Below are 26,110 nucleotides of genomic sequence, written 5' to 3'. Positions count from 1 at the left end.
GAGCGAAGAGCGGGAACACGAGAGGGGACCGTGGTGACAGCAGAGGTGGCAGAGGCGGTCCCCGCGCAGACGCCGGAGGACCGGTTCGAGACGGTGATCGCCGCCGAGCAGCGGATCGAGCCCAGGGACTGGATGCCCGACGCCTACCGGGCCACCCTGATCCGCCAGATCGCCCAGCACGCCCACTCCGAGATCATCGGCATGCAGCCCGAGGGCAACTGGCTCACCCGAGCCCCCTCACTGCGCCGCAAGGCCATCCTGCTCGCCAAGGCCCAGGACGAGGCCGGCCACGGCCTCTACCTCTACGCCGCCGCCGAGACCCTCGGCGTCGACCGCGCCGAGCTCACCGAGAAGCTGATCAGCGGCCGCCAGAAGTACTCCTCGATCTTCAACTATCCCACCCTCACCTTCGCCGACGTCGGTGTGATCGGCTGGCTGGTGGACGGCGCCGCGATCTGCAACCAGGTCCCGCTCTGCCGCTGCAGCTACGGCCCGTACGCCCGTGCGATGGTGCGGATCTGCAAGGAGGAGTCCTTCCACCAGCGCCAGGGCTACGAGCTGCTGATGACCCTGATGCGCGGCACCGAGGCCCAGCGTCGGATGGTCCAGGACGCCGTCGACCGCTGGTGGTGGCCGTCGCTGATGATGTTCGGCCCCTCGGACGCAGACTCGCCGAACACCGCCCGCTCGATGGCCTGGCGGATCAAGCGCCACACCAACGACGAGCTGCGCCAGCGCTTCGTCGACATGACCGTCCCGCAGGCCGAGCACCTTGGTGTCACCCTCCCCGACCCCGAGCTGCGCTGGAACGAGGAGCGCGGCGGCTGGGACTTCGGCGAGCCGGACTGGTCCGAGCTGACCAGGGTCATCCACGGCCAGGGCCCCTGCAACGCCCAGCGGATCGACCGTCGGCGGGCCGCCCACGAGGACGGCGCCTGGGTGCGCGAGGCGGCCGTCGCCTACGCGGCCAAGCGCGCCGCCGAACAGACCGCCCCCGTCGAGCAGCACACCGAACAGGAGAACGGAAAGTGACCGAGCCCAAGGCCGAGTCCAAGGCCGGCTGGCCGCTGTACGAGGTGTTCGTGCGTCCCCGTCGCGGCCTGAACCATGTCCACGTCGGCTCGCTGCACGCGTCCGACGACCGGATGGCCCTGCTCGCCGCCCGCGACCTGTACACCCGTCGCAACGAGGGCGTCAGCCTCTGGGTGGTCCGCTCGGACGCGATCACCGCCTCCACCCCGGACGAGCGCGACCCGTTCTTCGAGCCCAGCGGCGACAAGGTCTACCGCCACCCGACCTTCTACGACATCCCCGAGGATGTCCCGCACATCTGACGGGGGAGCCACCGTGCACGACCACACCACGTCCACCACCGAGGACGACCACGTCTACCTCAGCCTCGCGGACGCCACGCCCGGCCCCGAGGGCGAGGGCCGCTGGGCGTACGGGACGGGCTTCGCCGACCCGCTGCTCGGCGTGGACACCGCCCTGCCCGCCGGTCTGGACGGCGTCGACCTGGCCGCCTACTGCCAGATGCTCGGCGACGACGCCCTGATCCTCGCCCAGCGGCTGATCGAGTGGTGCACCCGGGCGCCCGAGCTGGAGGAGGAGGTCGCGCTCGCCAACCTCGGCCTCGACCTGCTCGGCCAGGCCCGGCTGCTGCTCACCCGGGCAGGCCAGGCGGACGGCTCCGGCCGGACCGAGGACGACCTGGCGTACTGGCGGGAGGAGCACGAGTTCCGCAACGTCCGCCTGGTGGAGACTCCGAACGGCGACTTCGCGTACTCGGTCGCCCGGCTGCTGCTGTTCGCCACCGCCCGCGGCGCGCTGTACGAGGCGCTGAGCTCATACCCCGACCCGGTGCTGGCCGCGGTCGCCGCCCGGGGCGTCAAGGAGCTGGCGTACCACCGCGAGTACGCCACCGCCTGGACCCTGCGGCTCGGCGACGGCACGCCGTACTCGGCGGAGCGGATGCAGGCCGGGCTGGATGCGGTCTGGCCGCTGCTGGAGGAACTGTTCACCGCGCACCCGGTGGAGCGGCGGGTGGGCGTCGACCCGGCGGAGCTGCGCGAGCCGGTGCTGCGCTCGCTCGGCGCCGTGATCGCCGAGGCCGGGCTGGCCGTGCCGGACGTCCCGCCGCTGGCCACCGTGCTCGGCCGGGCCGGCCGGGACGGGGTGCACACCGAGGCGCTCGGCCCGCTGCTGGCCGAACTGCAGGTGGTGGCCCGCGCACACCCGGGGGCGACGTGGTGACGGACACCGTGGGCACCACCCGTGACCTGGCCTGGTCGGTCGCCGCGGCCGTCCCGGACCCGGAGCTGCCCATGCTCACCCTGGCCGACCTGGGGGTGCTGGCCGAGGTCGAGGTGGACGGCGGCAGCGACACGGTGACCGCCTGGCTGACCCCGACCTACTCGGGTTGCCCGGCCGTCGCCGAGATGGCCGCCGACGTGGACCGCCGACTGCGCGCGGCCGGGTACCCGGACGTCCGGGTGCGGCTGAGGCTCGACCCGCCGTGGTCCACCGACCTGATCACTGCGGAGGGCCGCCGCAAGCTCGCCGAGGCGGGCATCGCCCCGCCGCGGCCGACCTCGGCCGTCGGCGCCGCCGGGGCCGGCCCGGTCCCGCTCGTCCTCGGGCCCACCCGCACCGGAGCGGCGGCCCCCGTGCCCTGCCCGCTCTGCGGCGGCACCGACACGGAGGAGCTGTCCCGCTTCGGCTCCACCGCCTGCAAGGCGCTCTGGCGCTGCCGCGCCTGCCGTGAGCCCTTCGAACGCGTCAAGGAGATCTGAATGCCCGCCGCCTCTCCCGCCGGCACCTCCGCCGACTCCGCCGACTCCGCCACGTCCGGCACGTCCACCGTGCGCCCCGTCCGCCGCCCGACCTTCCACCGGCTGCGGATCGACCGGGTGGAGCGGCTCTGCGACGACGCCGTGGCGGTGACCTTCGAGGTGCCGGACGGCCTGGCGGCCGAGTACGCCTTCCGCCCCGGGCAGACGCTGACCCTGCGCAAGCTGGTGGACGGCGCCGACGAGCGCCGCTCGTACTCGATCTGCGCCCCCGTCGGGGGCCCGCTACGGATCGCCGTCCGGGAGGTGCCCGGCGGGCTGTTCTCGCGCTGGCTGGTGCGCGAGGCCCGGCCCGGCGAGGAGGTGGAGGTGCTGACCCCGTCCGGGCTGTTCACTCCCGAACTCGGCGTCCCCGCCGACCACGTGCTGCTCGCGGCCGGCTCCGGCATCACCCCGATGCTGTCGATCGCCGCCTCCGTGCTGGCCGCCGACCGCCGCTCCACCGTCACCCTGCTCTACGGCAACCGGCGCAGCGACACCGTGATGTTCGCGGACGAGCTGGCCGACCTGAAGGACCGCTACCTCGACCGGTTCCAGCTGGTCCACGTGCTCTCCCGGGAGACCCGGGACGCCGAACTGCTCAGCGGCCGGCTGGACCCGGAGCGGGTCCGGGCGCTGCTCGCGGCGCTGGTGGAGGTCGGCACCGTCGGGCACTGGTGGCTGTGCGGCCCGTTCGGCATGGTCACCGGGGCGAAGGAACTGCTCGCCGACCTGGACGTGCCCGGTGAGCGGGTGCACCAGGAGCTGTTCCACGCCGAGGACGAGCCGCTCGCCGAGCGCGACGAGGACTGGGACCGCGCGGACGGCGACGCCGTGGGCGCGCCCGGCGAGCGCAGCGAGGTCACCGTCGTCCTCGACGGGCGCGGCAGCACCCTCACCCTCCCGCGGGACCGTTCGATCCTGGACGGCGCCCAGCGCTCCCGCCCCGACCTGCCCTTCGCCTGCAAGGGCGGGGTCTGCGGCACCTGCCGCGCCCTGGTCACCGAGGGCGAGGTGGAGATGCGGCGGAACTTCGCGCTGGAGGAGAAGGAGCTGGCGGCCGGTTACGTCCTGACCTGCCAGGCCCGTCCGGTCACCGACCGGGTGACGGTCGACTACGACCGCTGAGCCCGCGCTGGGCTTCAGACGGCGGCGGGGACCTGCTCGGGCACCTTCGCAGGGTCCCCGAGCAGCTTGACCAGGTCGTTGACGGCCGCCCGCCCGGCCCGGTTGGCACCGATGGTGCTGGCGGACGGGCCGTAGCCGACCAGGTGGACGCGCGGGTCGGCGGTGGCGCGGGTGCCGGTCAGCGCGATGCCGCCGCCGGGGGAGCGCAGGCCGAGCGGTGCGAGGTGGCCGACCTCGGGGCGGAAGCCGGTCGCCCAGACGATCGCGTCCACCGCCAACTCCTGGTCGCCCCAGGCGACCCCGTGCTCGGTGAGGCGGTCGAACATCGGTCGGCGGTGCAACGCGCCCAGCTCCTCGGCGCGCCGGTAGGCGACCGAGGGGCCGAGGCCGGTCACGCTCACCACACTGCGCACCGGCAGCCCCTGGCGGACCCGCTCTTCGACCTTGGCGACCACCGTGCGCCCGTACTCGGGGGTGAACGGGCCCTCGTGGTAGACGGGTTCGGAGCGGGTGACCCAGATTGTCTCGCCGACCGCGGCCACCTCCGAGAGCACCTGGATCGCCGAGGCGCCGCCGCCCACCACCAGGACGCGCTTGCCCGCGAACTCCTCGGGGCCGCGGTAGTCGGCGTAGTGCAGCTGGCGGCCCGCGAAGTGCCCCGGGTAGTGGGGGAGGAAGGGGCGGGTCCAGGTGCCGGTGGCGTTGATCAGCGCACGGGTGGACCAGGTGCCCCGGTCGGTCTCGACCAGCAGCCGGGCGTCGGGGCGGTCGGACTCGGCGCGCACCGCGCGAACCGCGACTGGGCGCACGACCGGGAGCGCGTGCCGGCCCTCGTACGCCGTGAAGTACCCCGGCACCACCTCACGCGCGGGGGCCTCGGGGTCGGTCGGTGGGAGTTCGGCGTCCGGGAGGTCGTGGAAGCCGTGCACGGTGGCCATCCGCAGGGACGGCGAGCGGTGCGCCCAGGCGCCGCCGGGCGTCGCGTTCGCGTCGAGCACGACGAAGCCGCCGTCGGCTCCCTCCCGGTAGGGGGAGAAGCCGTGGCGGCGCAGATGGTAGGCGGCGGACAGGCCCGCCTGCCCGGCGCCCACCACCAGGACGTCCACGCGACGCTGCGGCCCGCCGGGCCGCTGGCCGTCGAGCCGCTCCGGAGCGCTATTGGTTGCATCGTAAACAGTCACGGCAGTGAAACATCTGGGCGGCGCTGGCTGTTCCCGCGGTCGGCTCCGGTGCCCACGTCCGCAGCTGTGGTCGCGTCGAAGCGCATCATCGGCGCCGTGTTCCCGCGACGCGTGCGGGGAGGCCTCAGGCGATCGGGGAGACCGCCGCGGCGGTGCCGTAGGCGCAGACCTCGGTGCCCACGTCCGCCGCCTCCGTCACGTCGAAGCGCATCATCAGCACCGCGTTGCCGCCGCGCGCCTTGGTCTGCTCGACCAGCCGCTGCATCGCCTCGTTGCGGCTGTCGACCAGGGTCTTCGTCAGACCCCGCAGCTCACCGCCGATCAGCGACTTCAGCCCGGCACCGATCTGGCTGCCGATGTGGCGGCTGCGCACGGTCAGTCCGAAGACCTCGCCGATCACGTGGTCGACCCGGAAGCCGGGGATGTCGTTGGTCGTCACGACCAGGACGTCGGCGTTCGGGCCCTGCCCGCCGCCGTACTCGTTGATGTCAGCCATGGAGCCCATCCTGCCGGGGTCGTGCCTGCGAGTGACAGAGGCGCGGCCCGGCGGTGGCCGAGAAGGCTTCGCGAAGCTGGTTCAGACCGGTGATCGGGCGGCCGAAAAGCCGTACCGTAGCCCCATGGGCGAGCGAAGCGATCATCCGCAGGGGCCGGGCGCGGCGGAGTACTCCGGCGCGTCGGAGATCGAGGCGACGGTGGTGCTGGGCCTGCGGATCACCGACTGGCCGGCGCTGCGCGCGGCCGCGATCAGGGCCGTCGAGGAGCTGGACTTCGAGGGCATCGACCCGGCCGGCCAGCGCCGTGAACTGCTGCGCGAGGTGGCCGAGGACGCCAACGCGGCGCTCGGCGCGCTGCTGCACCCGGACCGGCTGGTGGCCGCCATCCCGGGTGTGGAGGCGATCGGCGGGACGCTGGAGATCAGCGTGACCGAGGACTTCACACCGGACTTCGCCGAACTGTTCCCGCTGGACGGCGAGGACGAGGACGGCGGCGCGGGCGCCGACTGGACCCTCACCCCGCGCACCGCCTGCCTGCTGCACGCCCAGCTGATCGGGCTGGGCGACGCCGCGTACGACGACCTCGACGAGCACGGGGACGACCCGGTGGTCGAGGCCGAGGACACCGACTGGACGGTCTTCGCCCGGCTGCCCCAGCGCACCTGGCGCCTCCACCGGGGCTGGCGCCGCGCGATGGCCCGGGCCTTCGACGACCTGGCCGACGACCTCGCGCTCGGCGAGTGGCCGCTGCCGCGCTGTCTGGCCGAGGAGATCGCGCTGCGGATGGCGCTGGTGGACGCCCGGGCGCTGCTGGGCTCCCAGCCCGAGTCGGTGGCCGACATGATGGGTGATCTGCCGGCCGACCTGTACGACTACGACTGGGACGGCTGCCACGACGAGCTGTTCGGGGTGTACGGGCCGGACGACGGCGACGCGGAGCTGGGCGCGGAGCAGCGCACCGAACTGTTGCTGGCGGCGACGCATCCGGAGGGGTGGTTCCTGATGTACGAGGACGCGGAGGAGCGGGACCCGCAGCGCGGGTACCGGCGCTGAGCCGGCATCGGCTGGTGGTCCTTCCAGTGGCCGGGCACGGCGGCGGGTGGGCGGCTAGGCTGCGGGCATGTCCGATGTGTCTGGTGTGTCTGGCGTATCCGGTTCGCTCGGTCCGTCCGGTGGCGCGGGTACGCCCGGTCCGTCCTCGGGGGAGTCGGGCGGGGACGAGCCGGGGCTGGCCCGGATCGCGCTCGGGCTGGACGGTGTGCAGGCGGCGCAGCTCGGGCGGACGGCCGAGGCGCGGGCCAGTTTCGAGGCGCTGTGGGAGGCGCTGGGCGAGCGGGACGTGTTCCACCGCTGCGTCCTGGCGCACTATCTGGCCGACTTGCAGGATGACCCGCGAGCCGAGCTGGAGTGGGACCGGAGGGCCCTCGCGGCCGCCGACTCGCTGACCGTCGAGCGCGCCCAGACGCACGAGTCGACCCTCCAGGTGCGCGCCTTCTACCCCTCGCTGCACCTCAACCTGGCCTCGGACCACCTCAAGCTCGGCGAGCCGGACCTGGCGCGCGAGCAACTGGAGCGGGCGGTGCGGAGTCTGGACGCGCTGCCGGAGGACGTGTACAGCGCGGGCATCCGGGCAGCGGTGGACGAGCTGCGGCAGCGGCTGCGCTGAGCGGCTGGGTGAGGCGGCTGTACCGAGCGGCTGCGCGGAGCGGGGGCGGGCCGAGTCGGGGGTCGGCGGGGCTGGCATGCTGGACGGGTGACTTCTCCGTTCGATGCCCCGGCCCCCGTTCCCGCACCCGGCGACGCTCCCGCTTCCGGGGACTCTCCCGCTGCCGAGGGCCGCGACGCGCGGCCGCAGTACGTACTGCCGCTGGTGGTCCGGCTGGAGAAGGCCACGCCGCCGGGGCGGACGGATGCGCTGGAGACCTCGGCGCGGGCGGTGCTCACGCTGCTCGCCGACCCCCGGGTGACCGAGGTGGACGGCGAGTGGGCGGAGCGGGTCACGGCCTGGGAGGACGCCCGGATCCGCAAGGTGGTCCGGCGGGCCCGGGGCGGGGAGTGGCGCCGCGCGGGGGAGCTGCCGGGCATCACGGTGCAGGGGCGGGAGGCGGAGGCGCGGGTGTTCCCGCCGATTCCGCTGGACGGCTGGCCGAAGGAGCTCGCCAAGCTGCAGGTCTCCGGGACGGATCTGGAGGAGACGGCCGAGGTCGGTGCGCCCGAGCCGGGGTTGCCGGTGCTGTGGCTCAACCCGGAGCTGGAGATGAGCGCCGGCAAGACGATGGCGCAGACCGGGCACGCCGCCCAGCTCGCCTGGTGGCGGCTGGACGACGGGCAGCGAAAGGAGTGGGCGGAAGCCGGGTTCGCGCTCGCGGTTCGGACGGCCTCGCCGGAGGCGTGGGAGGGGCTGGTCCGCAGCGGGCTGCCGGTGGTCCAGGACGCGGGCTTCACGGAGATCGCGCCGGGGAGCTGCACCGTGATCGCGGATCACCCGGCACTGCGGTGACGGATCGCAGAGGGCGGGCCGCAGAGGGCAACTGGCGAGTGGCGGGTAACAGATGACAGCGAACGGATGACAGATTTCGAAATCTGTCATCCGTTCGCTGTCCGCCGGCCCGCGTCGGCCGTCCGCCGTCAGGCGCCCGAGGCCTGGTACCGCTGCATCGCCCGCCACCCGCCGTACATTGCCGCGGCCGTCCAGAGCGCCATGATCAGCAGCCCGGTCCAGTGCCCGTAGTGGATGCCCGGTTCGGCCTGGGTGCGCGTCGCGTACAGGCCGGCCCGGTCGGGCAGGAACTGGCCGACCTCGCGGACGCCGGGGATCGTGGCCAGCCAGGTGGTGCCGAGGAACACCATCGGGGTGAGCAGGCCGAGTGCAGCGCTGAAGTTGCCCAGCATCGCGGTCAGTCCGAGGCAGAGCAGCACCATCATCGGGTGGTAGAACCGGCCAGGACGCTGCGGCCCAGCCCGGGAGTGGACGTGTCCAGGCCGACGGTGGCGCCGACGGCCAGGAACGAGCCCGCCGTCGACAGCAGCCCGAGCAGCAGTCCCAGCCCGGCGCCGAGCAGCAGCTTGGCGCCGTACGACCGCCCGCGCCGGGGGACGGCGGTGAGCGAGGTGTTGATCACGCGGGTGTTGAACTCCTGCCCGGATGAGCAGGATTCCCGTGCAGGCCACGGCGACGTGGCCGAACAGCAAGCCCGTAGTAGATCCCGCCGGTCGGGTCTTCGCCCGGGGTATGGTCCTTCGTGCCGTAGGCGATGTTGACGGCCACGGTGATGCCCACGGTCAGGGCCAGGGCGGTCAGCGGGGCCGCCCACTGCGAGGGCAGGGTGGTGAACTTGATCCGTTCGGCGCGCAGGGCGTTGGCGGTCGATCCCAGGCTTATTCTCATCTTCCCTTCGCACGGCGTCACTTGGCGTCGCGTCACTTGTCTCGCCGAAGGGCGCGCAGGCCGGCGTACGCCGACGAGGCCGCCCAGAACGCCATGATCAGCAGTCCGGTCCAGTGCCCGTACGCGACCTGCGGGTCGTCGACGTAGTGGAGCGCGTACTGGCCGGCGCGGTCGGGCAGGAACTGCGCGACCAGCCGTGCCCCGGGCAGGCCGCCGAGCGCCGGCGAGACCAGGAAGACGGTCGGGACGACCAGGCCCATGGCGGCGGTGAGGTTGCCGAACAGCGTGGTCAGCCCGAGGCAGAACACCACCAGCAGCGGTGGGTACAGCACTCCGGCGACGACGGCGCGGGTGAAGGCGGGGCCGTGCCAGTCGCCGGGGACGGTCGCCGCGTACCCCGCGAAGGCGCCTGCCGTACCGGCCGCGCCGACGACGAGCCCGACCAGCGCACCGAGCGCGAGCTTCGCGCCGTACATCCGGGCGCGACGGGGGACGGAAGTGCGGCCGCCAGGCCATGGAGGACCTCGAACGCACCCTCGTGCTGCTGCGCGAGAGCCCTGAGGGCGCAGCCACCGAACACCCGGGCGTCGACCAGCTGCCCGCGCTCTTCGACACCGCGCGGGCGGCCGGCAGCCCGGTCGAGGCGCTGGTCGACCTGTCGGAGGGGAAGCTGCCCGGGGTGCCCTCCCGCGAGTCCTACCGGATCGTCCAGGAGGGTGTCACCAACGCGCTCAAGTACGCGCCCGGCGAGCCGATCAGCATACGGATCGCCTTCCGGGGCGGGCAGTTGGAGCTGCGCTGCGCCCAACGCGATGCCGGCCGGAGGGGGCGCCGCGGCGCGGAATCCCGCCGCCGGGGCGCGCAAGGGCGGCAAGGGGCTGCGAGGCATCCGCGAGCGGGCCACGCTGCTCGGCGGGGAGGCCACGGCGGGGGCGTCGCAGGACTGCGGCGGGGAGTGGGTGCTGCGTGTGCGGCTGCCCCTACGCTTGGGCTCCTGACGAATGACTGACGGTCCGACCAAGGGGGTTGCCGGGATGACCGACATCCTGCTCGCCGTGCGACGAGGAACTGGTCCGCGCCGGGATGCGGGCCGTCCTGGAGGCCCAGGGCGATCTGCGGGTGGTCGGCGAGGCGGCGGACGGCGCGGAGGCGGTGGCCCTGGCCCGCGCGCTGCGCCCGCACGTGGTGCTGATGGATGTCCGGATGCCCGTCCTGGACGGCCTGGCGGCCACCCGCGAGCTGCTGCGCCCTGACGGGTCGGGTGAGCGGCCGCTGCGGATCCTGGTGGTGACCACCTTCGAGAACGACGACTACGTCTACCAGGCGCTGCGCGCCGGCGCCGACGGCTTCCTGCTCAAGCGCTCCCGTCCGGCCGAGATCGCCCACGCGGTACGGCTGGCGGCGGCGGGTGAGTCGCTGCTGTTCCCGGCCGCGATCCGCCGTCTGGCGGCCGGGCACGGCAACCCCACCGCCCGCGCGGCGATGGCCCGGGCGGCGCTGACCGAGCGCGAGGCGGAGGTGCTGCGGCTGGTGGCGCGCGGGCTCAGCAACGGGGAGATCGCCGAGCGGCTGTTCCTCGGGGTGCAGACCGTGAAGACGCACGTCAGCAGCGTGCTGGCGAAGCTCGGTGCGCGGGACCGCACCCAGGCGGTGATCGCGGCGTACGAGTCGGGGTTCGTCGAGCCGTCGGAATGACCCCAGCGGGTCGGGCCGGCCAGCGGCGCGGTCAGGCCGGGTAGGCATGGGTCTGGGTGGCCTTGACGGAGGCCCAGACCGCCACCCCCGGCGCCAGCTCCAGCTCGGCGACCGCGGCCGGGGTGAGATCGGCGGCCATCGGCAGGTCCCCCGACAGCTCGGCGCGCACCCGGTCACCGTGCAGGTCCAGGCCGGTGACCTCGGCCTTCCACAGGTTGCGGGCGCTGGACTGCGGCCGCTCCCGGTACAGGGTCACCGCGGAGGGCGGGAAGGCCACGAAGGCCGGGCCGGTCAGCTCCTCCGCGGTGGCCACGACCGTGCCGTCCGGGAGGGTGACCTGGGAGCCCTCGGACCGGCCCTGGTACAGGTTCAGCCCGACCAGGCGGGCGATGTAGTCGGTGCGCGGCCGCCGGGCGACCTCCGCCGGGCTGCCGGACTGCACCTCCCGGCCGTCCTCGATCACCACCAGCCGGTCGGCCAACACCATGGCGTCCAGCGGGTCGTGCGTCACCAGCACCGCCACCGCCTCGAACTCGGCCAGATGGCGCCGAAGTCGGGACCGGACGTCGAGCCGGGTGCGGGCGTCCAGGGCGGCCAGCGGCTCGTCCAGCAGGAGCAGCCGGGGACGGACGGCCAGCGCCCGGGCGAGCGCCACCCGTTGTGCCTGGCCGCCGGAGAGCCGGCCGGGGCGGGCCGAGGCGTGCTCGGCCAGGCCCATCCGGTCCAGCCAGGCGACCGCCTCGGCCCGGGCCTCGCGCCTGGGGCGGCCCTGGCAGCGCGGGCCAAAGGCGACGTTGTCGAGCGCGCTGAGGTGCGGGAACAGCAGGTAGTCCTGGAACACCACACCGACCGGCCGCTCCTCGGCGGGGGTGTGCAGGCGCTGCGCCGGGTCCTCCAGCAGGTGGCCGTCCAGGCGCAGGTGGCCGCCGGTGAGCGGGAGCAGGCCGGCCAGGGCGCGCAGGGCGGTGGACTTGCCGGCGCCGTTCGGGCCGAGCAGCGCGATCACCTCGCCGGGGGCGGCGGTGAGCGCGAGGTCGAGGGTGAACGCGGCGCGGTCCACCCGCAGGCGGGCGTCGAGGGCGGTGGTGTCGGTGGCGATCATGGGCTCCGCGTTCCGGGTCAGGGGGTCGACATCCAGCGGTCGCGCAGGCCGACCAGGACGGCGACGGAGACCGCCAGCAGGACCAGCGACAGTGCGATCGCGGCCTCCGGGTCGGACTCCAGGGCCAGGTAGACGGCCAGCGGCATGGTCTGGGTGCGGCCCGGGAAATTGCCCGCGAAGGTGATCGTCGCGCCGAACTCGCCGAGCGCCCGGGCCCAGGCCAGGACGGCCCCGGCAGCGATCCCCGGGGCGATCATCGGCAGGGTGACCCGTCGGAAGGCGGTCAGCCGGGAGGCGCCCAGGGTCGCGGCCGCCTCCTCGTAGCGGGGGTCGGCCGCCCGCAGCGCGCCCTCGACACTGACCACCAGGAAGGGCATCGCCACGAAGGCCTCGGCGATCACGACTCCGGTGGTGGTGAAGGGCAGCGTGATGCCGAAGGCCGAGTCCAGCCAGGAGCCGACGATCCCGCGCCGCCCCAGCACCAGCAGCAGCGCCACACCGCCGACCACCGGCGGCAGCACCAGCGGCAGGGTGACCAGTGCCCTGATCACCCGCCGGCCGGGCAGCTCGGTGCGGGCGAGCAGCCAGGCCAGCGGGACGCCGAGGACCAGCGAGACCGCGGTGGCGGCCGTCGCGCAGATCAGCGACAGCCGCAGGGCCTCCCAGACGGCGGTGCTGGTGAGCTGCTCGGACAGGCCGCTCCATGGTGCCCGGACCAGCAGGCCGACCAGCGGGAGGATCAGGAACGCCAGTCCGAGCAGCGCCGGGAGCAGCAGCGTGACCGGGACGCGGTGCGCGCCCGGGCGGCGGCGCGGCAGGGCCTTCGCGGGTCCTGCCGTCGCCGGGGCGCGCTGGTCCTCGGAGCCGTCGCGGCCGGTGGTGCAGCTCTTCACGGTGCCTGGAAGCCCGCCGCGGTCAGCGACTGCTTGGCCTCGGGCGACTGGACGTAGGCGACGAAGGCGGCCGCGCCGTCCTTGTTCGGCGCCTTGGCCAGTGCGGCGATCGGGTAGTCGTTCACGGCCTTGTCGGCCTCGGGGAAGTCCACACCGTCGATCTTCGCGGCATCGGACTGCGCATCGGTCCTGTACACCAGAGAGGCGTCGACCTCGCCGAGCTCGACCTTGGTGAGCGCGCCCTTGACGTCCTGCTCCAGGGTGACCGGGGTGAGGTTGAGTCCGGCGGCCTTCAGTGCGGTCTGGGCGGCGGCGCCGCAGGGCACCTCCTTCGCGCACAGCGCGACCTTCACGCCGGAGGTGGTGAGGTCCTTCAGGCCGGCGATGTGCTTGGGGTTGCCCTTGGGCACGGCGATGGTGAGGGTGTTCTTCACGAAGGTCTGCGGCTCGCCGCTGGCGCCGCCCGCGTCGGTGACGGTCTTCATGGTGGCGGGGCTGGCGGCGGCGAACACGTCCGCCGGAGCACCGGAGTTGATGCTGGTGGCGAGGGCGGAGCTGCCGCCGAAGTTGAACTTGACCTCGGTGCCCGGGTTGGCGGCCTCGAACTTCTTGCCGAGGTCGGTGAAGGTCTCCTTGAGCGAGGCGGCGGCGAAGACGGTGATGTCGCCGTGGGCCTTCGGGGCACTGCCGGTGCCGGTGGTGCTCACGCTGCCCGCGCTGCTGCTCGCGGCCGAGGAGGTGGAGCCGCCGTCGCTGCCGCAGGCGGTGACCCCGAGGCTGAGGGCGAGGGCCGCTGCGGCGGCGACGGAGAGTCTGCGGGTGGCGGTGGTGCGGGTGCTCATCGGTGCTTCCCTTCCAGGGTGCGCGCCGGAAGGGGCGCGGTGCCCTGGCCGCAGGTGCGGCCATTACGGCGATCATAGTGCCGCAAATGCGAGTGATAAATCCGCTGTCGCTTCGCACAGGCAGGATGGGGCAGGCGGCTCGGGCTCGCTGTGGGAAGGCTCAAACGTGCACGGACGGTTCGCGTGTGGGGGCGGTTCGGCGGGGTCGCCGGCGCCGCCGTGGAAAACCCGTCGCACCGAGGGCGGTCGAACGGTCAGAGTGTTCGCAGCCCGGTCGTGCGATCGACGAGCGGTCGTGCCGGGCGCCCGACGTTCCAGCCCAGGGGAAGAGTCCGCCCATGTCCACACTTCGAGTCACTGCCGAGAGGCTCGTCATTCTTGAGCACCCGAACGCCGACGCTCTGGAGTTGGCGCAGGTCGGCCTCTATCGGGCGGTGGTCGCGAAGGGTGTCTACCGGTCCGGCGACTTCGCCCTCTACATCCCCGAACAGGCCGTCCTCCCGGATGGGTTGATCGAGGAGATCGGGCTGACCGGAAAGCTGGCCGGCGCCCGGGCGAACCGGGTGAAGGCGGTACGGCTGCGCGGAGAGCTCTCGCAGGGCATCGTCTGCCGGCCCGGTGCGCTCGCCGACACCGACCTGGCCGCGGCCGCCGACCGGGGCGAGGACTTCGCCGAACTGCTCGGGATCGTGAAGTGGCAGCCTCCGGTGCCGACTTCGATGAACGGCGACGTGGTCAGCGCGCCGGACCTGCTGCCCTGGGTGGACATCGAGAACCTCAAGCGCTACCCCGACGTCTTCGAGCCGGGCGAGCCGGTGGTGCTCACCGAGAAGCTGCACGGCAGCTGCTGCCTGGTCACGTACACCGCCGCCACCGGGGAGGTGCAGGTCTCCTCCAAGGGGATCGGCGCGCAGGGGCTGGCGCTGGCCGAGGACGGGCGCAACCTGTACTGGCGGGCGGTGCGCGCGTACGACCTCCCGGCGGTGGCGGCCCGACTGGCCGAACGGCTGGGCGCCGAGCGGGTCGGCATCTTCGGCGAGGTGTTCGGCGAGGGCGTGCAGGACCTGACGTACGGGGCCTCCGCGCGCACCGAACGGCCCGGGTACGCCGCATTCGACGTGTCCGCCGTGGTCGACGGGCAGCTGGCCTGGCTGCCCGCCGCCGAACTGCTGGACGGCGAGCTGCCGTTGGTGCCCGAGCTGTGGCGCGGGCCGTTCGACACCGAGACCGTGCTGGCGTACGCGCACGGCAAGGAGAGCCACTCGGGGCGCGAACTCCACCTGCGCGAGGGCGTGGTGGTCCGGCCGGCGGCCGAGCGCTGGAGCCCGGTGCTGGGCGGGCGGGCGATCGCCAAGGTGGTCAGCGACGCCTATCTGACGCGCAAGGGCGGCACCGAGTACGAGTGATCCCGGTGCCTGTGACCGGCGCCTGTGGTCGGGGCGGGTGCGCACGATGCGCGCCCGCCCCCGCGTTTCCGCTGGACGCTTCCACGACTGAATACCCGTCAGTAAGGTTGAAGGATCGCCAGCGCAGAAGGAGTGCCGATGACCACTGCAGCCGCCGTACCCGGACCGGCCGGGCACCCCCTGGTCGGGTCGCTCTTCGACCTCACCCGCCGTCCGCTGCGCACCTACCTCGCGGCCCGTCGTGACCACGGGGACGTGGTGCGCTTCCAGGCCGGGCCGCCCGGCCTGCGGGTCGAGTTCTACGGGGTCTTCTCGCCCGAGGGCGCCCACCAGGTCCTGGGCAGCGAGGCGGCCAACTTCCGCAAGGAGAACAGCTTCTACGACGAGCTGCGGACCAGCGTCGGCAACGGGCTGCTGACCAGCCAGGACGGCGACTACCAGCGCCAGCGACGGCTCGTCCAGCCGCTGTTCACCCGGCGCCGGGTGGACGGCTACGCGGACGCGCTCGCCCAGGAGGCGCAGGCGCTCTCCGAGCGGTGGCGGGCCGTGCCGGGCGGGGTGGTGGACGCGGCGGAGGAGATGTCACGGTTCGCGCTGCGCGCCGTCGCGCGGATCCTCTTCGGCGCCGATGTGGAGGAGGCGGTGGAGGTGGTGAACCGCAACTTCCCGGTGCTCGGCGAGTACATCAAGGAGCGCGGCTTCGCGCCGGTCCGGCTCCCGCGCACTTGGCCGACGCCGAGCAACCGGCGCGGCGCGGAGGCGCAGCGGGCGCTGTACGAGATCTGCGACCGGATCATCGCCGAGCGGGCCGCGCGCGGGGGCGGCGACAAGGACGCGGACGACCTGCTGACCCTGCTCGGGCGGGCCCGCGGCGAGGACGGGGAGCGGCTGGATCCGGCCGAACTCCGTGACCAGGTCCTCGTGTTCCTGCTCGCCGGGCACGAGACTACGGCCACCTCGCTGGCCTTCGCGCTGCACCTGCTTGCCAAGCACCCGGAGCAGCGCAAGCTCGCACAGGAGGAGGCGCGCACCGTCCTGGCCGGGCGGGCGCCGACGGCGGCGGACCTGGAGCGGCTGCCGTACATCACCCGGGTGCTGAAGGAGGCGATGCGGCTCTTCCCGGCGGCGGCGCTGATCGGGCGGCGGGCGGTCGAGGAGACGGTCATCGACGGGCACGTCATCCCGGCGGGGGCCCAGGTCGTGGTCGCGCCGCTGGTCACCCAGCGGCACCCGGACCACTGGGCGGAGCCGGAGCGCTTCGACCCCGACCGGTTCCTGCCGGAGGAGGAGAAGGCCCGGCACCGGTACGCCTGGTTCCCGTTCGGCGGGGGACCGCGGGCGTGCATCGGGCAGCACTTCTCGATGCTGGAGGCGGTGCTGACCCTCGGGGTGCTGCTGCGGGACTTCGAGGTGGAGGTGGTGGACCGGCGGGTGGCGCTCGTGCAGGACATCACGCTGCGGGCGGCGAGCCCGATGCGGGTGCGGGTGACGGTGGCGGGCTGACGGGTTTCAGCGTTCAACTTTCAACGGACAGATGACAGATTTCGAAATCTGTCATCTGTCCGTTGTGTGTTGTCCGTTGTTTGCCGTCGCCCGCCGTTGTCGCCGCGCCGTCACCACCGCTCGTCCGCGGCTGGGCACACGACCGGGTCATTCGAACACATCGCACCCGCCGCGCGCGCAGCTTTTCAGATCTTCCGGTGGCCGATTCCGGCCCCTCGATAGCGTCCCAGGCGCCCCAGGTCGAAAGCACACATGCGGATGGCATATGCCCCGCGTGCAGTCCGCCCGGCCGGGGAGCCCGGGCGCACCGCGTACCGCCCCGGGCCCGACCGGTCGACCGGAGGTCCCATGGGCACCCTCAACCAGTTCAGCTTTGGCTGGCTGACCCCCGTCCTCTCGTACGTGATGGCCTGCGTCGGCGCCGCCCTCGGGCTGCGCTGCACCCTGCGCGGCCTGGCCGCGAGCGGCGCCGCCCGTCGGAACTGGCTGATCACCGCCGCCGCGGCGATCGGCTCGGGCATCTGGACCATGCACTTCGTCGCCATGTTCGGCTTCACCGTCGACGGCACCGAACTGCGCTACAACGTGCCGCTGACCGTGCTCAGCCTGGTGGTCGCGGTGCTGGTCACCGGTCTCGGCCTGACCGTGGTCTGCTACGGCAGACACCGCGGCCTCGCCTTGCTGGGCGGCGGCTCCACCACCGGGATCGGCGTCGCCGCGATGCACTACCTCGGCATGGCCGCCGTCCGGATGCACGGCGGGCTGCGATACGACGCCGGGACGGTCGCGCTGTCCGTGCTGATCGCGGTGGGCGCCGCCACCGCCGCGCTCTGGGCCGCCGTCACCATCCGCAACGTGTACGCGGCCGCTGCCGCCTCGCTGGCCATGGGACTCGCCGTCAGCTGCATGCACTACACCGGCATGGCCGCCGTCCACGTCCAGCTGGACCCCGCCCGCACCGGTCTCGGCGGGGTCAGCCCGATGGAGTTCGTCTTCCCGCTCGCCGTCGGCCTCGGCTCGTTCCTCTTCCTCGCCTCGGCCTTCGCCGCCCTCTCCCCGACCGCCCAGGAGCGGGACGGCTACCTGGCCGCGGGCGAGCTGACCATCGAAGAGTGCCCCGCGCCGGCCGCCCACCCCGACGTCAAGCTCCCGGGCGCGGAAGTCCCCGACCGGCTCCGCCACGACCGCGCCGCCTGAACCCGGCCCCGAGCCCGCCCCGCCCGAAAGGCCCTCACCCATGCGAGAAGACCGCGGTACCGCCCTCGGCGCCCGCCGGGGTGCCCACGCCGGGCCGCCCGCCCGTCCACCGCGCCCAGGCCCCTGGCTGCGCGGGCTGCGCCCCCGGACCGTCCGTGCCCGGATCATCGCCCTGCTGATGGTCCCGGTCGTCTCCGTCATCGCCCTCTGGGGCTTCGCGACCGTCACCACCGCCCAGGGCGTCTGGGACCTGCTGCGCCTGCGCGACGCCCAGCGCACCCTGCTCACCCCCGTCGCCGGGACGGTCGCCGGTCTGCAGGCTGAACGCGCCGCCGTCGGCCAGCTGTTGGCCGCCCTGGGCTCTTCCCCCTCCGCTGCCCGGGAGAGCGCCCTGCGGGAGGCCGCCGACACCACCGACCGGGCGCTCGCCCCGCTGTTCCCCGACCCCCGGCACCCCGGCCAGGGCTACAACCGCGCCGACGCCCAGGGCCTCGGCACCGACGCCGCCGCCCGCCTGGACGCCCTCGGCGCCTCCCTCGTAGCGCTGCCCGAGCTGCGCGCCCGGGTGCTGGCCCGGACCGTCGGCTGGCCCGAGGCGTACGCCGCGTACGGCGTGGCCGTGGACCGGGCGCTCGCCGTGTCCGGCGCCGTCGCCCCGCAGCAGGACGGCCGGGCGGCCGCCGACACCCGGGTGCTGCTGGACCTCGCCCGCTCCCGCGAACTCCTCGCCCGTGAGGACGTGTTGCTGCGCACCGCCCAGCTCTCCGGCGCGCTCGGCGACGACCAGCTGCGCGAGTTCTCCGGTGCGGCCTTCGCCCGGCGAGAGTTCGAGCAGGGCTCGGCCGCCGACCTGCGCCCCGCCGACCGGGACGCGCTGCTCGCCGTCACCGACGGCCAGGACCACCGCGAACTGGTCGGCTACGAGGAGAAGGCCCGCACCGCTGCCGACGGCCGGGCCGCCGTCGCTGCCGTGCCCGCGGACCGGTGGGCGATGGTCGCCGGGAACGTGGCCAGCGGCCTGCGCGTCGTCGAGGACCGGGCCGGACGGCTCGCTGCCGAGCGCCAGAACCCGTACGCCCTGGGCCTGTTCACCCCGGCCGGGATCGCCGTGCTGCTCGGTCTGCTCGGGGTGGTCGCCTCGCTGGTGATCTCGGTCCAGATCGGCCGCGGCCTGGTCACCGAGCTGATCGGCCTGCGGAACTCGGCACTCGACCTCGCCGGTCGCAAACTGCCCGCCACGATCCGCAAGTTGCGCGCGGGGGAGGAGGTGGACATCGACGCCGAGGCGCCCAAGCCGGTGGGTCGCGACGACGAGATCGGCCAGGTGCACCGGGCGCTCGGCACCGTCCAGCGGGCGGCCGTCACGGCGGCGGTGGAACGGGCCGAGGTGCTGTCCGGGGTCTCCGGGGTGTTCGTCAACCTCGCACGCCGCAGCCAGGTCCTGGTGCACCGCCAACTCACCCTGCTGGACGCGATGGAGCGGCGCACCGAGGACCCGTCCGAACTGGCCGACCTGTTCCGGCTGGACCACCTGACCACCCGGATGCGCCGGCACGCGGAGGGCCTGATCATCCTCTCCGGGGCCGTCCCCGGCCGGGCCTGGCGCCGGCCCGTACCCCTGGTCGACGTCGTGCGCGCGGCCGTCTCGGAGGTCGAGGAGTACGCCCGGGTCGAGGTGCACCCGCTGCCGCGGGTCGCCGTGGTCGGTCACGCCGTCGCCGACCTCACCCACCTGGTGGCCGAACTGGTGGAGAACGCCACCGGGTTCTCCCCGCCGCACACCCGGGTGCACATCCGGGGCGAACAGGTCGGCAACGGCTACGCGTTGGAGATCGAGGACCGCGGCCTCGGCATGGGGCCGGCCCCGCTGGCCGACGCCAACCGCCGGATCGCCGCCGCCGAGCAGACCGACCTGTTCGACAGCGACCGGCTCGGCCTGTTCGTGGTCAGCCGACTCGCCCGACGGCACGACGTCAAGGTCTCGCTGGTGACCTCCGCGTACGGCGGCACCACCGCCGTGGTCCTGCTGCCCACCGGGGTGCTGGCCGACGAGCGGGGCGGCAGGGAGCAATCCTTCGGTCTGGTGCCGGAGTTGGACGTCGTGGCCGCCCCGGAGGGTCCGGTCGCCGCGGCGTGGCCGGAGCCGGCACCGCGCCCGGCCGAGGAGCCGTCCTTCCCCGGCGACGGAGTGACGGAGATCGAGCTTCCGGCGGCGGGTGGGCCGCTGCCGGAGGGCGGGGCGATGCTGCCCTTCGGCATCCGGGGCGACGACCCCGGGTCGGTGCGCCGCACCCCCTTCCGGGCCTCCGGTGCCCGGACGGCCGGACCGGCTGCGGACGGGGGCCCGGGTGCCGCCTCCCGTCCGCAGTCCGGTCCGCCGCAGCCGTACCGTACGACAGCCGCGCCGGTGGCCCAGGTGGCCCAGGTGGCCGAGTTGGCCGTCGGGAAGGTCGGCGGGGCGGGGCAACCCGGTGACGGGCCCGAGGAGTTGCCGCGCCGAGTCCGGCAGGCGAGCCTGGTGCCCCAACTGCGCGAGGCCCCGGCCGACACGGGTCCGCGCACCCGCCGGACCGCAGCCTCCGGATTCGGTACGACGCCCGCGAGCCGCAGCCCGGAGGCGGCGCGGGCGGCGATGTCCGCCTTCCAGAGCGGCTGGGCGCGCGGACTGCGCCCCGACCGGCGGCCCGAGGAACCGCCGACCGACCCCGACCGGACCCGGTCGCTGCGCCACCACCCGTCCTCACCCCGACCCGAAGGAGACCGTCCGTGATCGGCACCACCCACCGCGCGGGGGAACTGAATTGGCTCCTGGACGAGTTGGTCCAGCGCGCACCCGAGGTCCGGTTCGCCGTGATGCTCTCCGCCGACGGCCTGGCCATGGGCACCTCGACCGGACTGGACCGCGAGGACGGCGAGCACCTGGCCGCCGTCGCCTCCGGCTTCCACAGCCTGGCCAAGGGCGCCGGTCGGCACTTCGGCGCGGGCGAAGTCCGCCAGACCATGGTCGAGTTGGATGGTGGCTACCTGCTGGTCGCGGCGGCCGGGGAGGGCACCTGCCTGGCCGTGTTCGCCACCGCGAGGGCCGACCTCGGGCTGATCGCCTACGAGATGGCCAGACTGGTCCGCCGGGTCGGGGAGCACCTGAGCGCCGCGCCCCGCGTGGTGCACGGCGGGTGAGCCCGGTGCCCCAGCCGGACCGGCCGTACCGAGCGGACGGCCCTCAACAGCCGGACCGCCCCTACCAGTCGGCGCCCGCGTTCCACCCGTACCACCAGCGACATCCGGAGCATCCAAGGGCCGAGCCCGGCGGACACCCCCGCAACCCGCTCGCCGCCGCCCACCGGGCCCGCTGGTACGACGACGAGGCCGGGCCACTGGTCCGCCCGTACGCCATGACCAGGGGCCGGACCGGGGCCGGCGAGCAGCAGTTCGACCTGATCGCCGTGGTCGTGTCCGATCTGCCCGACCCGGCGCTCGCCCCGGACACGCCCGAGCCGCCGGTCGGCCCGGAACAGGCACGCATCCTCGGCCTGTGCCGGGGCGCGCCGCTGTCCGTGGCCGAGCTGGCCACCGACCTCGACCTGCCGGTGGGCGTCGTACGGGTGCTGCTCGGCGACCTGCTGGCGGTCGGGCTCATCCGGGTCAGCCGTCCCGTCCCGCCCGCCCTGCTCCCCGACGAGCGCATCCTCCAGGAGGTCATCCATGGACTCCGCGCACTCTGACCGCCCGTCCGATCGTTGGCCGTCCGACCCGGTGGACCCGGCCGACACCGTGCTCGCGCTCAAGATCCTGGTGGCGGGCGGCTTCGGGGTCGGCAAGACGACGCTGGTCGGTGCGGTCAGCGAGATCCGACCGCTGCGCACCGAGGAGCGACTGACCGAGGCCGGGCGAGAGGTGGACGACCTCGACGGGGTGGAGCGCAAGACCACCACCACGGTGGCGATGGACTTCGGCCGGATCACCATCCGCGAGGGCCTGGCGGTCTACCTGTTCGGCACCCCGGGGCAGGACCGGTTCTGGTTCCTCTGGGACGAACTGGCGCAGGGCGCGCTCGGCGCCGTGGTGCTGGCCGACACCCGGCGGCTGACCGACTGCTTTCCGGCTGTCGACTTCTTCGAGCGCCGGGGCATCCCGTTCGTGGTCGCGGTGAATCGTTTCGCCGGGACGCGCGAGTTCGGGCCGGAGGAGGTCGCCCGCGCGTTGGACCTGGAAGCCGGTACACCGGTGGTGCTGTGCGACGCGCGGCGGCGGGCCTCGGGGAAGGAGGTGCTGATCAACCTGGTCGAGCACGCGGGGCGGGTGCACACCGCGCGGCTGCTGGCGGAGGCCTCGTCGGCTCGGTGAGAGCGGAGCTCGACGGACGGATCTCAGCGGATCTCAGCGAACGGACTTCAGCGAACAGAGTTCAGCTGACGGATGACAGATTTCGAAATCTGTCATCCGTCAGCTGTCGGTTGTCGTCCGCTGCCCGTCGTCGCTACCCGGTCAGCTGTGCCACTGGAAGACGATCTTCGTCCAGGCGGACCCCGGGCAGTTGCCCCACACGGACCAGGCCTGCGGCCGCGCACCGATCCACAGACCGACCGTGTGGGTGCCGTTGGCACAGTAGGTGATGGTGCGCAGCTGGCCGGAGTAGACGTTGCAGTACCCCTCCCAGCGCCAGCCGTAGTCGGCGGTGATCACGCAGTGGTAGGGGGTGGCGGTGATGTGGGGCGACGCCGCCGCGGCGCCGGGGGTGATGGTCTGGTCGTCGGCCGGCGCCGCGGCGGCCAGCGGGGTGGCGGTCCCGAGCACGCCCAGGGCGGCCGCGGTGGCCATCCCGAACGTGGCGATCTTCCTGGCGATGCAGCCTCGCATGGTGGTTCTCCTCACTCAACGGTTCCCATCGGGCGGAGCGCCCCGGCCGGCGGGACGGTGGTCGGGGGTGAATTCCCGCCTCCCGCCCGACTGATGACTAATTGCACACGAATGACCGCGCAGCGTGAGACGACGAACTATGATGTGATCTGTGTCACAACGTGCCCGGTTGGGCTGGGTCAACCCCAACTGGGCGGTCGGGATGCCGATTTCCGGGGAGAGCGGCATGGCGGATTGCAGCGGACGGTATGCGGGCGGGCGAGGGAAGGAGTTCGGAACGGGTCCTACGGAACGCCAATCCGCCGATTTCAACCGGGCGTTCACCGACCTGCTACCCAGACTCCAGCAGGCGGCCGCGGTGCTCACCGGAAGCCAGCTCGCGGCGGGCGACGTCGTCCACGACGCCTATCTGCGGATCGCCAGAAGCCCTGAGCGGTTCCTCAGCCATCCGCAGCCGTACGCCTACGTGTTCACCACGATGACGAACATCCTGCGCGACCAGTGGCGCAGGGATCGCCGCCGGGTGGCGCTGCCCGAGGTGCCCGAGCCGGCCGAGGTGTCCGAGGCGGCCGAGCGCGGCCGGTCCGCGCTCGACCCGCGGTCCGGCGGGATGGCCGAGCTGCAGGCGCGCTGGGAGGTGATCCGACTGCTCGGCTTCCTGACCGTCAAGCAGGCCCGGGCCGTGGTGCTGGTGGACCTCGACGGCTACTCCGTCGACGAGGCCGCCGAACTGCTCGGCCTGCACCGCAGCACCCTGGCGGTCACCCGGCGCCGCGCTCACTGCCGACTGCGTGCCGTCCTGGAGCGGGAGCGTCGGCACGGCGCCTGAAGGCAGCGGCTGAGGGCGGCCCCTGCGAGCGGCGCCGGAAGGCCCCGACCGGCCCTCCGACGCACCGAACTGACGGCAAGTCGGCTGATGCGCCGCCCCGGCCCGTACGCTGAAAATCGTGATCACGGACGAGGACCACCGCCTCTTCGCCCTGGCCGAGGACGGCCGCTGGCGCGAGCTGCTCGCCGCCTACCGGCAGGGCCGGGCGGCCGCCGTCGTGCAGGCCGGCGAGCAGGCCGCCGCGGCCCTGACCGCGCCGCTCGGTCACCTGATCGCCTACTCGGCGCCGCCCGAACTGGCCGTTCGGCTGTTCGACGCGGACGGCGGCGAGGGGGCGGTCGCCGGGGTGGCCGACCACGACGCCGGCCCGCTCTGGGAGGTGCTGGCGACCCGGCACTCCTGGCTGCGGCTGGCCCCGCTGCTCGGCCCGGCCCCGGTGCGCCGGCTGGTCGCGCACACCCGGGTGCTGCTCGGCGAGGACCTCTCGTACGGGGCCGAGCCCGACCCGGAGGGCGTGCCGCTGCGGCTGGAGCCGTGGGAGACGGCCGGTTGGGACGAGGCCTCGCGGGTGCGCGAGTACCTGCCCGGCGGGGGAGCGCGCAGTGCGGTGCTGACCCTGCCGGCCTGCAGGGAGGGCCTGGGCCAGGTCGAGCTGCCGGAACCGGGCACGCGGCTGGGCGGTCAGCGGGTCACCCGGGCGCTGGCCGAACTGGCCGCGCTCGTGCCCTGGGCGGAGGTGGTCTGCGTGCGTGGCCAGGCCCCGCTGGCGGCCGCCGTGCTGGCCGGGGGCCGTCGGGTGGTCGGCGGGTACCTGCCGTTCGCGCTCGCCTACCCGGCTCTGGTGCAGGCCGCCGCCGTGGGGCGCACCCAGGGCGGCGCGCACGGGCGGCTGGGCCTGTGGCGAGCGCTGGGCGCGATGGCCGGTGCGGACCGGCCGGACCGCACCGAGGTGACCGCCCTGGTGGCCCGGATGCGCTGCTTCACCTGGCAGGAGCCAGCCGCCGGACTGCGCCATCTGCACCTCGCGCTGGAGGACCCGGCGAGCGGGGTGGCCTGGGCGGTCAGCGGCTCCCAGGAGTTCTGATCGGCAGAGGACAGCGAGAACCCCCGGCCCGGCGCCGTTTCCGGGGGTTGGTGGGAGGCGCCAGACCGGGGGGAGTCGAGGGGTGGCGGGGCCGCTCAGGCGGCGGATGCGGCGGGTGCCGCGCCCTGGGCGGGGAGGGCTTCCGGCGCGGGCCCGGGGGTGCCCGCGGCGCCGTGGGCGTCGACCAGGGTCAGCTCGTCGAACGGCAGCTCGCCGCCCAGCACCCGGCGGGCGCGCTCGGTGTCCAGCTCGCCGGTCCAGTGCCCGATCAGCACGGTCGCGACGGCGTTGCCCGCGAAGTTGGTGAGCGCCCGGGCCTCGGACATGAAGCGGTCGATGCCGACGATCAGGCCGACCCCGTCCACCAGCGCCGGCTTGTGCGACTGGAGTCCGCCCGCGAGGGTGGCCAGCCCGGCGCCGGTGACCCCGGCCGCGCCCTTGCTGGCGATCACCATGAACACCAGCAGCGAGAGCTGCTCGCCGATCGACATCGGCTTGTCCATCGCCTCGGAGATGAAGATCGAGGCCATGGTGAGGTAGATCGCGGTGCCGTCCAGGTTGAAGCTGTAGCCGGTGGGCACGGTGATGCCGACGACCGGGCGGCTGACGCCCAGGTGCTCCATCTTGGCGATCAGGCGGGGCAGCGCGCTCTCGGAGGAGGAGGTCGAGAGGATCAGCAGGAACTCGCGGCCGAGGTACCTGAGCAGCGCGAGCACGTTGATCCCGGCGACCAGGCGCAGCAGCGCGCCGAGCACCACGACGACGAACAGCACGCAGGTCACGTAGAAGCCGATCATGATCACGGCGAGGCTCTTCAGCGCGGCGGTGCCGGTGGCGCCCACCACCGCGGCCATGGCGCCGAAGGCGCCGATCGGCGCGACCCACATGATCATCGACATGATCCGGAAGACCAGCCGCTGCAGGTGCTCGATCCCGCGCAGCACCGGGGCGCCGACCGGGCCCATCGCCTGCAGCGCGAAGCCGGCCAGCAGCGCGACCAGCAGGGTCTGCAGCACCTTGCCCTGGGTGAGGGCGGAGAACAGGGTGTCGGGGATCACGCCGAGCAGGAAGTCGGTGGTCGACTGGGCGCCGCCGGCGGCTGCCTGGGCGTGGCCGGACTTGGCGAGCGCGGCGGTCAGGTGCAGGCCGTCGCCGGGCTCCAGCAGGTTGCCGACGACCATGCCGATGGCCAGCGCGACGGTCGACATGGCGAGGAAGTAGCCGATGGCCAGGCCGCCGACCTTGCCGACCTTCGCGGCCTTGGTGACCGAGCCGATGCCCAGCACGATGGTGCAGAAGATCACCGGACTGATCATCATCTTGATCAGATTGACGAAGCCGGTGCCGACCGGCTTCAGCTCCACGGCGAAGCCGGGGGCGACCAGCCCGACCACCACACCCGCGATCACGGCGGCGATCACGGCGAGGTAGAGGTAGTGGGTCCGGTCCTTGCGTCTGGGTCCCCCCGCCGTTGCGGCTCCAGCGATCGACATCTGCGGCTCCTTCGCCCTGCAGTCCTGGCGGCCCCGGCTGGTGGGCCGCTCCGAACTATGGGGCTCGGGCGTGACGGAGGTCACGTTTGCGTTCATAGAGTTCACGGTCGCGCTTTCCCGGGGTTTCCGGTCGTGGGTTTCCGGGGCTTCCGGTCGTGCGTTCCCGGAGCTCCCCGAGTTCTCGGCC

The 26,110-nt window shown here is 73.7% G+C and carries 30 protein-coding genes; 19 read left to right on the top strand and 11 right to left on the bottom strand.

Annotated features, from left to right (window positions below):
• The first annotated feature begins 45 nt into the window (after positions 1 to 45).
• Genes paaA through paaE form a run of 5 tightly spaced genes read left to right on the top strand, consistent with a single transcriptional unit; the run spans position 46 to position 3,956 of the window.
• Positions 46 to 1,032: a 1,2-phenylacetyl-CoA epoxidase subunit PaaA gene (paaA, locus tag ACWC9T_RS15775; protein ID WP_396247817.1), complete on the top strand. Its 987-nt coding sequence runs from the start codon at positions 46 to 48 to the stop codon at positions 1,030 to 1,032.
• Positions 1,029 to 1,334, top strand: coding sequence for a 1,2-phenylacetyl-CoA epoxidase subunit PaaB (paaB, locus tag ACWC9T_RS15770; RefSeq protein WP_449821611.1), 306 nt, complete (start codon positions 1,029 to 1,031; stop codon positions 1,332 to 1,334). The genes paaA and paaB overlap by 4 nt, the downstream gene beginning before the upstream one ends.
• On the top strand, positions 1,318 to 2,253 hold the full coding sequence (paaC, locus tag ACWC9T_RS15765) for a 1,2-phenylacetyl-CoA epoxidase subunit PaaC (RefSeq protein ID WP_449821610.1): 936 nt from the start codon (positions 1,318 to 1,320) through the stop codon (positions 2,251 to 2,253). The genes paaB and paaC overlap by 17 nt, the downstream gene beginning before the upstream one ends.
• Positions 2,247 to 2,792, top strand: coding sequence for a 1,2-phenylacetyl-CoA epoxidase subunit PaaD (gene paaD, locus ACWC9T_RS15760; protein ID WP_449821609.1), 546 nt, complete (start codon positions 2,247 to 2,249; stop codon positions 2,790 to 2,792). The genes paaC and paaD overlap by 7 nt, the downstream gene beginning before the upstream one ends.
• Positions 2,793 to 3,956, top strand: coding sequence for a 1,2-phenylacetyl-CoA epoxidase subunit PaaE (gene paaE / locus ACWC9T_RS15755; protein ID WP_449821608.1), 1,164 nt, complete (start codon positions 2,793 to 2,795; stop codon positions 3,954 to 3,956). It abuts the gene before it with no gap.
• A gap of 14 nt (positions 3,957 to 3,970) precedes the next feature.
• On the opposite strand, the gene ACWC9T_RS15750 is transcribed toward paaE, so the two are convergent.
• Both ACWC9T_RS15750 and ACWC9T_RS15745 read right to left on the bottom strand, forming a co-directional pair.
• Positions 3,971 to 5,062 carry an NAD(P)-binding domain-containing protein gene (locus tag ACWC9T_RS15750; protein WP_449821639.1) on the bottom strand — a complete coding sequence of 364 codons (1,092 nt, stop codon included), beginning with the start codon at positions 5,060 to 5,062 and terminating at the stop codon, positions 3,971 to 3,973.
• Positions 5,063 to 5,261: 199 nt separating this feature from the next.
• Complete coding sequence (locus tag ACWC9T_RS15745; protein WP_449821607.1) at positions 5,262 to 5,633, bottom strand: YbjQ family protein; 372 nt, start codon at positions 5,631 to 5,633, stop codon at positions 5,262 to 5,264.
• Between the two features lie 124 nt (positions 5,634 to 5,757).
• Here ACWC9T_RS15745 and ACWC9T_RS15740 point away from each other — a divergent pair, with 124 nt between their 5' ends.
• The 3 genes from ACWC9T_RS15740 to ACWC9T_RS15730 all read left to right on the top strand — a co-directional run bounded on the left by ACWC9T_RS15740 (position 5,758) and on the right by ACWC9T_RS15730 (position 8,134).
• The gene (locus tag ACWC9T_RS15740) at positions 5,758 to 6,687 is read left to right on the top strand and encodes a hypothetical protein (protein WP_449821606.1); all 930 of its coding nucleotides are present in this window, start codon (positions 5,758 to 5,760) and stop codon (positions 6,685 to 6,687) included.
• An 85-nt stretch (positions 6,688 to 6,772) separates the two neighbouring features.
• On the top strand, positions 6,773 to 7,300 hold the full coding sequence (locus tag ACWC9T_RS15735) for a hypothetical protein (protein WP_449821605.1): 528 nt from the start codon (positions 6,773 to 6,775) through the stop codon (positions 7,298 to 7,300).
• A gap of 87 nt (positions 7,301 to 7,387) precedes the next feature.
• Positions 7,388 to 8,134: an aminoacyl-tRNA hydrolase gene (locus ACWC9T_RS15730; RefSeq protein ID WP_449821604.1), complete on the top strand. Its 747-nt coding sequence runs from the start codon at positions 7,388 to 7,390 to the stop codon at positions 8,132 to 8,134.
• A gap of 128 nt (positions 8,135 to 8,262) precedes the next feature.
• Here the strand turns inward: ACWC9T_RS15730 and ACWC9T_RS15725 are convergent, their stop codons facing one another.
• The 4 genes from ACWC9T_RS15725 to ACWC9T_RS15710 are packed head-to-tail and all read right to left on the bottom strand — an operon-like array spanning position 8,263 to position 9,498.
• On the bottom strand, positions 8,263 to 8,556 hold the full coding sequence (locus tag ACWC9T_RS15725; RefSeq protein ID WP_449821603.1) for a hypothetical protein: 294 nt from the start codon (positions 8,554 to 8,556) through the stop codon (positions 8,263 to 8,265).
• Positions 8,556 to 8,756 (bottom strand): hypothetical protein, encoded by a 201-nt coding sequence (locus ACWC9T_RS15720; RefSeq protein ID WP_449821602.1) that lies wholly within the window; start codon positions 8,754 to 8,756, stop codon positions 8,556 to 8,558. Before ACWC9T_RS15720 ends, ACWC9T_RS15725 begins: the two co-directional genes overlap by 1 nt.
• On the bottom strand, positions 8,753 to 9,022 hold the full coding sequence (locus ACWC9T_RS15715) for a hypothetical protein (protein ID WP_449821601.1): 270 nt from the start codon (positions 9,020 to 9,022) through the stop codon (positions 8,753 to 8,755). Before ACWC9T_RS15715 ends, ACWC9T_RS15720 begins: the two co-directional genes overlap by 4 nt.
• 32 nt (positions 9,023 to 9,054) lie before the next feature.
• Positions 9,055 to 9,498, bottom strand: coding sequence for a hypothetical protein (locus ACWC9T_RS15710; RefSeq protein ID WP_449821600.1), 444 nt, complete (start codon positions 9,496 to 9,498; stop codon positions 9,055 to 9,057).
• A gap of 38 nt (positions 9,499 to 9,536) precedes the next feature.
• Here ACWC9T_RS15710 and ACWC9T_RS15705 point away from each other — a divergent pair, with 38 nt between their 5' ends.
• Complete coding sequence (locus ACWC9T_RS15705; protein WP_449821599.1) at positions 9,537 to 10,031, top strand: hypothetical protein; 495 nt, start codon at positions 9,537 to 9,539, stop codon at positions 10,029 to 10,031.
• Between the two features lie 59 nt (positions 10,032 to 10,090).
• Entirely contained in the window at positions 10,091 to 10,717 is a 627-nt protein-coding gene (locus ACWC9T_RS15700; RefSeq protein ID WP_449821638.1) for a response regulator, read from the top strand.
• A 31-nt stretch (positions 10,718 to 10,748) separates the two neighbouring features.
• On the opposite strand, the gene ACWC9T_RS15695 is transcribed toward ACWC9T_RS15700, so the two are convergent.
• From ACWC9T_RS15695 to modA, 3 genes are all read right to left on the bottom strand, one after another.
• Positions 10,749 to 11,819, bottom strand: a complete 1,071-nt coding sequence (locus tag ACWC9T_RS15695) for an ABC transporter ATP-binding protein (protein WP_449821598.1) — start codon at positions 11,817 to 11,819, stop codon at positions 10,749 to 10,751.
• Between the two features lie 17 nt (positions 11,820 to 11,836).
• Positions 11,837 to 12,637 carry an ABC transporter permease gene (locus tag ACWC9T_RS15690; RefSeq protein ID WP_449821637.1) on the bottom strand — a complete coding sequence of 267 codons (801 nt, stop codon included), beginning with the start codon at positions 12,635 to 12,637 and terminating at the stop codon, positions 11,837 to 11,839.
• A 71-nt stretch (positions 12,638 to 12,708) separates the two neighbouring features.
• The gene (gene modA / locus ACWC9T_RS15685; protein ID WP_449821597.1) at positions 12,709 to 13,554 is read right to left on the bottom strand and encodes a molybdate ABC transporter substrate-binding protein; all 846 of its coding nucleotides are present in this window, start codon (positions 13,552 to 13,554) and stop codon (positions 12,709 to 12,711) included.
• Positions 13,555 to 13,892: 338 nt separating this feature from the next.
• Between modA and ACWC9T_RS15680 the strand changes: the two genes are divergently transcribed.
• From ACWC9T_RS15680 to ACWC9T_RS15650, 7 genes are all read left to right on the top strand, one after another.
• Positions 13,893 to 14,960 (top strand): RNA ligase (ATP), encoded by a 1,068-nt coding sequence (locus ACWC9T_RS15680; RefSeq protein WP_449821596.1) that lies wholly within the window; start codon positions 13,893 to 13,895, stop codon positions 14,958 to 14,960.
• 138 nt (positions 14,961 to 15,098) lie between these two features.
• Positions 15,099 to 16,463 (top strand): cytochrome P450, encoded by a 1,365-nt coding sequence (locus tag ACWC9T_RS15675; protein WP_449821595.1) that lies wholly within the window; start codon positions 15,099 to 15,101, stop codon positions 16,461 to 16,463.
• Between the two features lie 348 nt (positions 16,464 to 16,811).
• Positions 16,812 to 17,660: an MHYT domain-containing protein gene (locus ACWC9T_RS15670; protein WP_449821594.1), complete on the top strand. Its 849-nt coding sequence runs from the start codon at positions 16,812 to 16,814 to the stop codon at positions 17,658 to 17,660.
• A gap of 40 nt (positions 17,661 to 17,700) precedes the next feature.
• Positions 17,701 to 20,430 (top strand): nitrate- and nitrite sensing domain-containing protein, encoded by a 2,730-nt coding sequence (locus ACWC9T_RS15665; RefSeq protein ID WP_449821593.1) that lies wholly within the window; start codon positions 17,701 to 17,703, stop codon positions 20,428 to 20,430.
• Positions 20,427 to 20,837: a roadblock/LC7 domain-containing protein gene (locus ACWC9T_RS15660; protein ID WP_449821592.1), complete on the top strand. Its 411-nt coding sequence runs from the start codon at positions 20,427 to 20,429 to the stop codon at positions 20,835 to 20,837. Before ACWC9T_RS15665 ends, ACWC9T_RS15660 begins: the two co-directional genes overlap by 4 nt.
• A gap of 197 nt (positions 20,838 to 21,034) precedes the next feature.
• Complete coding sequence (locus ACWC9T_RS15655; RefSeq protein ID WP_449821636.1) at positions 21,035 to 21,382, top strand: DUF742 domain-containing protein; 348 nt, start codon at positions 21,035 to 21,037, stop codon at positions 21,380 to 21,382.
• The gene (locus tag ACWC9T_RS15650) at positions 21,363 to 22,004 is read left to right on the top strand and encodes a GTP-binding protein (protein WP_449821591.1); all 642 of its coding nucleotides are present in this window, start codon (positions 21,363 to 21,365) and stop codon (positions 22,002 to 22,004) included. The genes ACWC9T_RS15655 and ACWC9T_RS15650 overlap by 20 nt, the downstream gene beginning before the upstream one ends.
• Positions 22,005 to 22,145: 141 nt before the next feature.
• On the opposite strand, the gene ACWC9T_RS15645 is transcribed toward ACWC9T_RS15650, so the two are convergent.
• The gene (locus ACWC9T_RS15645; protein ID WP_449821590.1) at positions 22,146 to 22,517 is read right to left on the bottom strand and encodes a hypothetical protein; all 372 of its coding nucleotides are present in this window, start codon (positions 22,515 to 22,517) and stop codon (positions 22,146 to 22,148) included.
• A 202-nt stretch (positions 22,518 to 22,719) separates the two neighbouring features.
• Between ACWC9T_RS15645 and ACWC9T_RS15640 the strand changes: the two genes are divergently transcribed.
• Together ACWC9T_RS15640 and ACWC9T_RS15635 are read left to right on the top strand one after the other, a co-directional pair.
• Positions 22,720 to 23,346 carry an RNA polymerase sigma factor gene (locus tag ACWC9T_RS15640; protein ID WP_449821635.1) on the top strand — a complete coding sequence of 209 codons (627 nt, stop codon included), beginning with the start codon at positions 22,720 to 22,722 and terminating at the stop codon, positions 23,344 to 23,346.
• A gap of 118 nt (positions 23,347 to 23,464) precedes the next feature.
• Positions 23,465 to 24,430, top strand: coding sequence for a hypothetical protein (locus ACWC9T_RS15635; RefSeq protein WP_449821589.1), 966 nt, complete (start codon positions 23,465 to 23,467; stop codon positions 24,428 to 24,430).
• A 95-nt stretch (positions 24,431 to 24,525) separates the two neighbouring features.
• On the opposite strand, the gene ACWC9T_RS15630 is transcribed toward ACWC9T_RS15635, so the two are convergent.
• On the bottom strand, positions 24,526 to 25,923 hold the full coding sequence (locus ACWC9T_RS15630; protein WP_449821588.1) for a cation:dicarboxylate symporter family transporter: 1,398 nt from the start codon (positions 25,921 to 25,923) through the stop codon (positions 24,526 to 24,528).
• Positions 25,924 to 26,110 lie beyond the last annotated feature (187 nt).

Source organism: Kitasatospora sp. NPDC001159 (assembly GCF_053598235.1).
Note: the sequence above shows the minus strand (reverse complement) of the source record. Positions and strands in the feature narration are given on the sequence as shown.

Excerpts from the sequence above, each read along its gene's own strand:
- paaC (WP_449821610.1), top strand. The coding sequence starts at position 1,318 with ATGTCCCGCACATCTGACGGGGGAGCCACCGTGCACGACCACACCACG.
- paaE (WP_449821608.1), top strand. The coding sequence starts at position 2,793 with ATGCCCGCCGCCTCTCCCGCCGGCACCTCCGCCGACTCCGCCGACTCC.
- ACWC9T_RS15745 (WP_449821607.1), bottom strand. The coding sequence starts at position 5,633 with ATGGCTGACATCAACGAGTACGGCGGCGGGCAGGGCCCGAACGCCGAC.
- ACWC9T_RS15740 (WP_449821606.1), top strand. The coding sequence starts at position 5,758 with ATGGGCGAGCGAAGCGATCATCCGCAGGGGCCGGGCGCGGCGGAGTAC.
- ACWC9T_RS15725 (WP_449821603.1), bottom strand. The coding sequence starts at position 8,556 with ATGGTGCTGCTCTGCCTCGGACTGACCGCGATGCTGGGCAACTTCAGC.
- ACWC9T_RS15715 (WP_449821601.1), bottom strand. The coding sequence starts at position 9,022 with ATGAGAATAAGCCTGGGATCGACCGCCAACGCCCTGCGCGCCGAACGG.
- ACWC9T_RS15710 (WP_449821600.1), bottom strand. The coding sequence starts at position 9,498 with ATGTACGGCGCGAAGCTCGCGCTCGGTGCGCTGGTCGGGCTCGTCGTC.
- ACWC9T_RS15705 (WP_449821599.1), top strand. The coding sequence starts at position 9,537 with ATGGAGGACCTCGAACGCACCCTCGTGCTGCTGCGCGAGAGCCCTGAG.
- ACWC9T_RS15695 (WP_449821598.1), bottom strand. The coding sequence starts at position 11,819 with ATGATCGCCACCGACACCACCGCCCTCGACGCCCGCCTGCGGGTGGAC.
- modA (WP_449821597.1), bottom strand. The coding sequence starts at position 13,554 with ATGAGCACCCGCACCACCGCCACCCGCAGACTCTCCGTCGCCGCCGCA.
- ACWC9T_RS15680 (WP_449821596.1), top strand. The coding sequence starts at position 13,893 with ATGTCCACACTTCGAGTCACTGCCGAGAGGCTCGTCATTCTTGAGCAC.
- ACWC9T_RS15675 (WP_449821595.1), top strand. The coding sequence starts at position 15,099 with ATGACCACTGCAGCCGCCGTACCCGGACCGGCCGGGCACCCCCTGGTC.
- ACWC9T_RS15670 (WP_449821594.1), top strand. The coding sequence starts at position 16,812 with ATGGGCACCCTCAACCAGTTCAGCTTTGGCTGGCTGACCCCCGTCCTC.
- ACWC9T_RS15665 (WP_449821593.1), top strand. The coding sequence starts at position 17,701 with ATGCGAGAAGACCGCGGTACCGCCCTCGGCGCCCGCCGGGGTGCCCAC.
- ACWC9T_RS15650 (WP_449821591.1), top strand. The coding sequence starts at position 21,363 with ATGGACTCCGCGCACTCTGACCGCCCGTCCGATCGTTGGCCGTCCGAC.
- ACWC9T_RS15645 (WP_449821590.1), bottom strand. The coding sequence starts at position 22,517 with ATGCGAGGCTGCATCGCCAGGAAGATCGCCACGTTCGGGATGGCCACC.
- ACWC9T_RS15640 (WP_449821635.1), top strand. The coding sequence starts at position 22,720 with ATGCCGATTTCCGGGGAGAGCGGCATGGCGGATTGCAGCGGACGGTAT.
- ACWC9T_RS15630 (WP_449821588.1), bottom strand. The coding sequence starts at position 25,923 with ATGTCGATCGCTGGAGCCGCAACGGCGGGGGGACCCAGACGCAAGGAC.